Origin of the sequence: uncultured Brachyspira sp. (genome assembly GCF_944393015.1) — a bacterium.
Lineage (GTDB): Bacteria > Spirochaetota > Brachyspiria > Brachyspirales > Brachyspiraceae > Brachyspira.
In genome coordinates this window covers 19,824-28,001 of sequence record NZ_CALXYQ010000039.1, presented here as the reverse complement: position 1 = coordinate 28,001, position 8,178 = coordinate 19,824, and the positions used below count along the sequence as shown (strand labels likewise).

Annotated in this window: 6 protein-coding genes; 3 read left to right on the top strand and 3 right to left on the bottom strand. The window is 28.7% G+C overall.

The genetic code is table 11. From position 1 onward, the window contains the following. Both Q0K19_RS11660 and Q0K19_RS11655 read left to right on the top strand, forming a co-directional pair. A partial coding sequence (locus tag Q0K19_RS11660; protein ID WP_297248134.1) for an IMP dehydrogenase occupies positions 1–384 on the top strand: 384 nt, incomplete at its 5' end. Between the two features lie 182 nt (positions 385–566). Next, a complete protein-coding gene (locus Q0K19_RS11655; RefSeq protein WP_297248132.1) occupies positions 567–2,039 on the top strand; it encodes a SurA N-terminal domain-containing protein in 1,473 nt (490 codons plus the stop codon). 76 nt (positions 2,040–2,115) lie between these two features. Here Q0K19_RS11655 and Q0K19_RS11650 read toward each other — a convergent pair whose 3' ends face one another. Next, positions 2,116–2,484: a DMT family protein gene (locus tag Q0K19_RS11650; RefSeq protein WP_297248130.1), complete on the bottom strand. Its 369-nt coding sequence runs from the start codon at positions 2,482–2,484 to the stop codon at positions 2,116–2,118. 686 nt (positions 2,485–3,170) lie between these two features. On the opposite strand from Q0K19_RS11650, the gene Q0K19_RS11645 reads away from it, so the two are divergent. Continuing rightward, positions 3,171–3,713 carry a GNAT family N-acetyltransferase gene (locus Q0K19_RS11645; RefSeq protein WP_297248128.1) on the top strand — a complete coding sequence of 181 codons (543 nt, stop codon included), beginning with the start codon at positions 3,171–3,173 and terminating at the stop codon, positions 3,711–3,713. 54 nt (positions 3,714–3,767) lie between these two features. Here Q0K19_RS11645 and Q0K19_RS11640 read toward each other — a convergent pair whose 3' ends face one another. Both Q0K19_RS11640 and Q0K19_RS11635 read right to left on the bottom strand, forming a co-directional pair. Next, positions 3,768–5,579: a methyl-accepting chemotaxis protein gene (locus tag Q0K19_RS11640; RefSeq protein ID WP_297248125.1), complete on the bottom strand. Its 1,812-nt coding sequence runs from the start codon at positions 5,577–5,579 to the stop codon at positions 3,768–3,770. Between the two features lie 166 nt (positions 5,580–5,745). Continuing rightward, positions 5,746–7,911, bottom strand: coding sequence for a PTS transporter subunit IIABC (locus Q0K19_RS11635; protein ID WP_297248123.1), 2,166 nt, complete (start codon positions 7,909–7,911; stop codon positions 5,746–5,748). Between the last annotated feature and the right edge of the window lie 267 nt (positions 7,912–8,178).

The window sequence follows — 8,178 nt, the reverse complement described above, 5'->3', positions numbered from 1 at the left end:
ATGGCTGGAGGACTTTTCTCTTCTACTTATGAAGCTCCTGGTGATGTTATTATAATAGACGGTAAAAAATATAAACCTTATAGAGGAATGGGTTCTGTTGGAGCTATGATACATGGAAGCAAAGACAGATATTTCCAAAGTGATGTAGTTAATAAATCTAAATTTGTACCTGAAGGAATAGAGGGTGTTACTGAATATAAGGGACATGTTGCTGATGTTGTATATCAAATAGTTGGCGGTATTCGTGCTGGTATGGGATATATTGGTGCTAAAGATATACAAATGCTTCAGGAAAAAGCTGAATTTATAAGAATAACTAATCAAGGTTTAGCTGAAAGCCATGTACATGATGTAAAAATAACTTCTAAAGCACCTAACTATTAATAAAAAAGAAATTATAAGCTGATAACTTTGTTTAAAATATAAGGTTATCAGCTTTTTTTATATAAGTTTATAAATACTAACAATTATAAATTTAATTTTATAAAAACTTGAATTTTTTAAACTCTTCTTATATAATTATTAAATTATAATCATTTTTTAATAAAGAATTAAGGATATATATAATGTCATCTAATAAAAACTTTGTACCTAAAAAGAAAAGCCCAGTAATAAAAACTTTACAATGGCTTGGAGTATCTGCAGTTTCAATACTTTTGATAATTTATTTCTTGGTAGTTGATACAAGAGGAAGCCAAAAAACTCCTACAATAGGTTCTGTTAATGGAAAACCTATATATTATACAAGCACTAGTCCTTATGGAAGAGCTTTCAGACAAATAGAAGGTTATTATCAGCAATTAGGAATACAAATAAATAATGAAATGTATACTTACATAGAAGATTTAGCATTTAGAAGAGCTGTTGCTACTATTCTTTTAAATGATGTAGCTAGAAAAAATATTAATGTAAGCGATAATTTTATAGTTGAAGCTATGAAAAGTCAATTTATAGATACTAATGGTGTTTATAATCAAATGGCTTATGAATCATTCATAAAAAATTCTTCTCAGTCTGATAAAGTAAAAATACAAAAAGATTTAGAAGAGGATATATTAGCACAAACTGCTTCTGCTGAATTATTTACTTCTGTTAAATTAAATGATTTAGAAATGCAAAGAGAATATAAAAGAAATCTTACAAAAAAAGATATTGAAATGGTTTATATAAATGCTTCTGAAATAGTACAGTCTAATCAAGTAGCTGATGCTGATTTAGAAAAGTATTTTACAGATAATAAAACTAATTTTGCTCAGGCCGATATTTCTTGGATAATAACTCAAAGCGGAGGAGTAGCTGATAATTTATATAAAACTTTGAAAGATGATATAACTTTATTTGAAAAAACAGCTATGGAAAAAAGTTTTGATACTAATAACTATAAGTTAGGATATCTTACAAGAATGCAAATGCCTAATGAGGATTTTGCTAATAAAATTTTTGCTAATAACGCTACTAAAGGAACTAATCTTTTACAGCCTATATATGCAAATGGATATTACTATATTGTATTAGTTAATGATATTAGAATACCTGAAAAATATACTGATGTTAATAGAGAAGTTATAAGAAGAGAATATTTAAATGCTAATATGAATACTATGCTTGAAGCTGAAAAAACAAAACAAGCTGAAGTATTAAAAGCTGCTGTTTCTGGTATTAATAATTTAGCAAGATTAAATGGAAATGGACTTATAAAATACTATAAACCAGACAAGCCTTTCTCTTATAATCAGGGAAGACTAAATACTGCTGAAGGAACTATTATACCTGATTCTTCTACTGAAGCTTTCTATATGCATGTATTCTCTATGCAGACTAATCAAATAAGCGATGTCATAAAATTGGATAATGGTGTAGCTGTTATAAGATTAGTTTCTGAAGAAAAACCAAATATGGCTACTTTAACAACTTTAGATGCTGCTACTAAAAATGCTGTTAAAAGAGAATTATCTATGCAGAGAATGAATTTAATTCAAATAGAATGGGAAAATCAGCATATAGCAGATGCTAGAGTAAAAAAACATAATCTAAGATAATTAAAAAATCATCAATAAAATAAAGGCAATTATACTAAATATAATTGCCTTTTATTATAAATTTTTTATATAATTACTATTTCTTGAAAATAAAGAATACTGCCAATATCAAACATAAAAAACCTATAAAGTGATTTATTCTTAAAGTTTCTGTTTTGAAAAATACTACTGTAAAAATAGTGAATATAGTTAATGTGATAACTTCCTGCATAACTTTAAGCTGCATCAATGAAAAAGCTCCTCCATTTCCTTGGAAGCCTATTCTATTTGCTGGAACCTGAAAACAATATTCAAATAAAGCAATTCCCCAGCTTATTAATATAATTATAGGAAGTGATAATTTAGCAAAACCTTTCATCTCGCTGAATTTCAAATGTCCATACCAAGCTATTGTCATAAATGTATTTGACAATATAAGTAATACTATAGTTGTTATAGCTTTCATAATAATATTTTAATCCTCCATTTATTTATCTATAAAATTTTTTTATTGATAAAATATTATAAGTTATAAAAAAGAATTTGCTATATTTATTTTTTATATTTAATAAAAAATATTGCCCCCTACTCATCATAGGGGGCGTACAGTTTAATTAAATGAAGGTTATAAAATATATTGTATCAATTTAGGGATACAAAGTTGTTGACTTTATTAATGTTCTCTAACATTTGTTAGTATATTCTAACATATTTTAAAACTTTGTCAATACTGAAAAATACAAAAAACTATATTTTTTATTACTAATTACAATGCCCGCCCTTTTTCCTTATTAAATTTATATGCAGTTTTAACTAATAATTTCTTATAAACGAAATCAGAATATATAAAAGCCCGCCCAAGTTTAAATTAAATTTTTAATCTCTTTAACGCACGTTTAATGAATTTTATATATATTAATTAAGTAGTATTATTGATTAGTCTATATTTATAATGCTGCTCTGCGTGCGGTTGTGAGATTGTAAGTATTAATAAAATTTTGGGTGGGTGCTATAATCACATATTAAAATAAAAAAGAAATATAATACAAAAATAACATATAAATTTAAAAAGCCTATAGGGTGGGATTGAAAAATAAATCAAAAAAATAAATATTTAATATCATTTTTCTAAAATACTTTTGTTTTATAATTATGAAAAAAATACTAGAAACTGAAAGACTTATTTTAAGAGAATTTGAAGAAGATAATGAAAAAGACTATAAAAGATTATCTTCTATACTTCAAGACAAAGAAACTATGTACGCTTATGAACATGCTTTCTCTGATGAGGAAGTACATCAATGGTTCAATAATCAAATGAATAGATACAAAACTTACGGATTCGGATTATGGGCATGTATACTAAAAGAAAATAATGAGTTTATAGGACAATGCGGACTTACTATGCAAAAGGTAGATAAAAAAATACATAATTCTTATGAACTCATTGAAATAGGATATTTATTCAATAAAAACTACTGGCATAAAGGATTTGCCACAGAAGCTGCAATAGCCTGTAAAAATTATGCTTTTAATGTTTTGAATGCTGATAGAGTATACTCAATAATAAGAGATAATAATATCGCATCTCAAAAAGTAGCTATAAGAAACGGAATGAAAATAATAGATAATACAGTAAAACATTATTACAATATGGATATGCCGCATTATATATTCTGTGTAGAAAATATATAAAAAAAGAAATGACTATAATAAAAGCCATTTCTTTTTAATAAACAAAATTTTTAATTAAAATTTAAAACTACTAATACGCTCAACCATATTCTCTATTTTTTCTCTTACTTCTTTTGTAGAGCTTGCATTGGATTCAGCTAACATACTATTTTCACCAGTTATAGAATTAAGCTGCCTTACGGAAATATTTATCTGATTAATACTGTCGGCCTCTACTACAGCACGTTCTGATATAGAAGTTAATTTATTAAGCATATCCTCAGCCAAAGCTTCAATCTCAGAAAGTATTTTAGAAGAATTTTCCACGGCCTTATTTCCTATCTCAACTTTAGCCAAAGCATCATTTATTGTATTAGTTATATTTTTAGCAGTTTCATCTACATTCTGAGCAAGAGAACGTATCTCACTAGCTACAACAGCAAAACCTTTACCCTGCTCCCCAGCACGTGCCGCCTCTACCGCCGCATTCAAAGCCAATATATTTGTCTGAAAAGCAATAGATTGTATAAGTTTAGTCATATCAGATATTTTCTTACTTGATTCTAGTATCTCATTCATACTACTAGTAATTTCAGAAGAAGATTCTACCCCCACCTTAGTAGCATCTGCAACTTTAGCACTCATATTTCTAGCATCTTCAGAATGTACATTAGTTTCATCAAGAGATGTAGATAATGATTCTATAAGGCTTGATAATTCTTCAAGTGAGCTAGCTTGAGTATTACTTCTATCCGATAAATTAGCTGTTCCATCTGATACAGTATCTATTTCATTATTGATAAAGTTAAGTGATTCCTGAAAGAAATGAATAGAATCACCAAGAGATTTCTGCATATCCTTAATAGAATTAACTAAAACACCAGTTTGATCTGATTTATTTAATAGCCTCTCATCGAAAACAGCATTAAAATGTTTATTAGTCATATTCTTAATAACCTCTATAGCTCTATCTAAAGTTTGAGATAAAGGATTAACATTCAATAAAACAAGAACAAATTGAATTACTAAAAAACCAATTGCCACTATAACCATAATGATAGATAATGTAATTATTTTTTTAGTTAGATTTAAAGAGCTTCCATTTCCTACAAGAATCCAAGGAGTATTCGGTATATTATAAGCTGCAGTCCACTGTTTTTGTTTTTTATTAATGATGACATCATAATCTTTACCATCAAGCTTAGGAGCATTCAATTCAGTATAAATATTTCTCTGCTGATTAAATAATAAATTTACATCTGTATGAGTTATGAATCTTCCATCATTTAATGCTATAAAAAATTTATTATCCTTATCTGCGGTTAACGACTTAGCTATTTTAGCAAAAGATATATCTAATCCAACTACCCCTTTAAGCTCATTATTTTGAAAAACAGCTTTAGATATAGTTATAACTGTTTCCCCTGTTTCAGCATCTTGATATGGAGCACTCAAATAAGGAGTGGAAGGATTTTTTACAGCTTCTATATACCATTCTCTCGTAGTTTGATCAAATCCTTCTATATTATCACCGTATACTATAATTAATAATCCGCCGTATTTATATCCCACAGTACCGCTAAAATGTATATTACCAATCTCATCTTTCATATTTTTTAACTCTTTGAAAGAATCGAGCATTTGAGTATAATCTGTTTCATATTTACAATAGGAAGATAAAACATCAATCTCTGAATAAAAATAACTAAGCCAAGAAGAAATGGAAGATTCTTTTTTGTACATATTAGATTCTATTTCTAATAAGAATTCTTTCTTATACCTAGGAATAAAATATAACATCAAACCTATAACAACCACTATTATAAATACTGCAAATGGAACTAAAAATTTCAGCATTAAAATATATTTCTTTTTTTTGTTTTCCATAAATAATATCTCCAAATAAATAAGACTTTGGCAAAGTATAATTTTTTATTTTTTTATTGTCAAGTAATTTTTTTTTACTATTAAACAATAATATTTGATTTTTACATAAAAAAAGGGGCTTAAATTAATAAGCCCACAATTTTTACAATTTTACAATTTTATTTTATTATTTTTTTACTTCAAGCAGCTCATCGCCAACATTAATAGAAGATGCATTAACAGCTATAACATCTGTATAATCATCAGAATTTGTTACTATTACAGGAGTCAATGTAGGATATCCTTCTCCTCTTATTTTTTCAATATCAAATTCTAATAATAAATCTCCTTTCTTAACTTTCTGTCCCTCTTCTATATGTGATATGAAATGAGCACCGCCTAATTTTACAGTATCCATACCAACATGTATAAGCAATTCAACACCATCATCAGAAGTAAGTCCTATAGCATGTTTTGTAGGGAAAGCAGTTTCTATAACACCATCATAAGGAGCATAAACTTTTCCTTCTGTAGGTTCAATAGCTATACCTTTGCCCATAGCACCGCTTGAGAATGCTTCATCTTTCACGCTTTCTAATTTTATTATATTTCCTTTTATAGGAGCATAAACTTTATATACTGCAGATGAAGATTTTGTTTCTGCCTTCTTCTCTTCTTTTTTCTCCTCTTTCTTTTCCTCTGCCTTAGGAGCATCTGCCGGCATCTGAGGTTCCTGATCGCTTATAGGATCATGTAAATAATCTTCAAGTCTTGATTTTATTACAGTAACTTTAGGTCCATATATTACCTGTATACCATTACCTTTTTTAATTATACCAGCAGCACCGCTTGCTTTCAATGTAGCATCAACAACTTTAGAAGGATCAAATACTGTTATACGAAGTCTTGTAGCACAGCAATCAACATCGCTTATATTTTTCTTTCCTCCAAGTCCTGCAGTAATTAAAGGAGCTTCTTCATATTGGAATAAAGGATTAGTATCAACTGCTTCTCCGCTTGCAGCAGCCTTAGCAGCAGCAACGTCAGCTCTTCTGTATAATTTTGGTTCTTCACTGTCTGGTTCTCTTCCAGGTGTTTTCCAATCAAATTTTCTAATTAAAGTATAGAATAAGAAATAATAAATGAAGAAATAAGCAGCACCTACAATTACAATCCATATCCAATTAGTTTTAGCATTACCTTGTATTATTCCGAATAATAATAAATCTATGAAACCACCTGAGAATGTCATACCTACTGTAACATGAAGTATATGCATAAGCATGAAAGATATACCTGCAAGTACACAGTGAATAGCATAGAATATAGGAGCAACAAATATAAATGTGAACTCTATAGGTTCAGTTATACCTGTAAGCATTGCTGTTAATGCAGCTGAGAAAAGTAAAGCACCAACAACCTGTTTTTTCTCTGGTCTAGAAGTTCTATACATAGCCAAAGCAGCACCAGGTAATCCAAATATCATAAATGGGAATTTACCAGTCATAAATCTAGTAGCTTCAACACTGAATGCTGTTGTACTAGGAGAACCTAATTGAGCAAAGAATATATTCTGAGCACCTTCTACTAAATTGCCGTCTATCATCATAGTACCGCCCAAAGAAGTCTGCCATAAAGGTGTATAGAATACATGGTGAAGTCCGAAAGGTATCAATGCTCTTTCTATTATACCATAGAATAAAGTACCAACATAACCTGAACCAGCTATTAAATCACCCAATTTATTCATTACAACCTGTACAGGAGGCCATACATAGTACATTAATATACCTACTACTAAAAATACGATAGATGATATTATTGGAACGAATCTTGTACCGCCAAAGAATGATAATACTTGAGGAAGCTCTATTGTATAATATTTATTATGCAAAGCAGCTACACCAAGTCCTACTATAATACCGCCGAATACACCCATTTGTAATGATAATATACCAACAACATTTGTAGTAGAACCAGCTAATAATTTCTCAGCTCCGCCCATAACTGTTATCATCTTACCAATAGAAGCATGCATTACGAAAAATGCTATAGCTCCTGATAAAGCTGCAACCTCTTTCTCTTTCTTTGCCATACCAATAGCTACACTCATAGCAAATATAATAGGCAAGTTGCCGAATATTATATTTCCTGCTTCACTTAATACTGATAATATATCATAAGCTATAGTGCCTGGTCCTAAAATACCCATTAAATTATAGGTTTCTAGCATTGTAGTATTAGTTAATGAACTACCTACCCCCAAAAACAAACCTGCTACAGGAAGCACAGCTATAGGAAGCATGAACGATCTTCCTACCCTTTGCAGTACGCCGAAAATTTTATCCTTCATATAAAGAACTCCGTAGTATAAAATGTATTTTTTGATATTATATTAAAGATACTAGATTATAATTAATATTATGTATACTAATATCACATATAAACATCAATCAATATATATAAGTATAATAAATTTTTTAATAATTGTATATAGTTTTTGATATTAATTTTCATTTTGTAATCAGTTTCAATATAATTAATTAAAAATACATCTATAAAATAGATTTAAAAAGGAAAATTACATTACAAATACTATAATTTTATAATAAAAATCATA

Bases quoted from the DNA above. Each gene is read 5' to 3' on its own strand.
- Q0K19_RS11655 (WP_297248132.1), top strand. From the start codon at position 567: ATGTCATCTAATAAAAACTTTGTACCTAAAAAGAAAAGCCCAGTAATA.
- Q0K19_RS11650 (WP_297248130.1), bottom strand. From the start codon at position 2,484: ATGAAAGCTATAACAACTATAGTATTACTTATATTGTCAAATACATTT.
- Q0K19_RS11645 (WP_297248128.1), top strand. From the start codon at position 3,171: ATGAAAAAAATACTAGAAACTGAAAGACTTATTTTAAGAGAATTTGAA.
- Q0K19_RS11640 (WP_297248125.1), bottom strand. From the start codon at position 5,579: ATGGAAAACAAAAAAAAGAAATATATTTTAATGCTGAAATTTTTAGTT.
- Q0K19_RS11635 (WP_297248123.1), bottom strand. From the start codon at position 7,911: ATGAAGGATAAAATTTTCGGCGTACTGCAAAGGGTAGGAAGATCGTTC.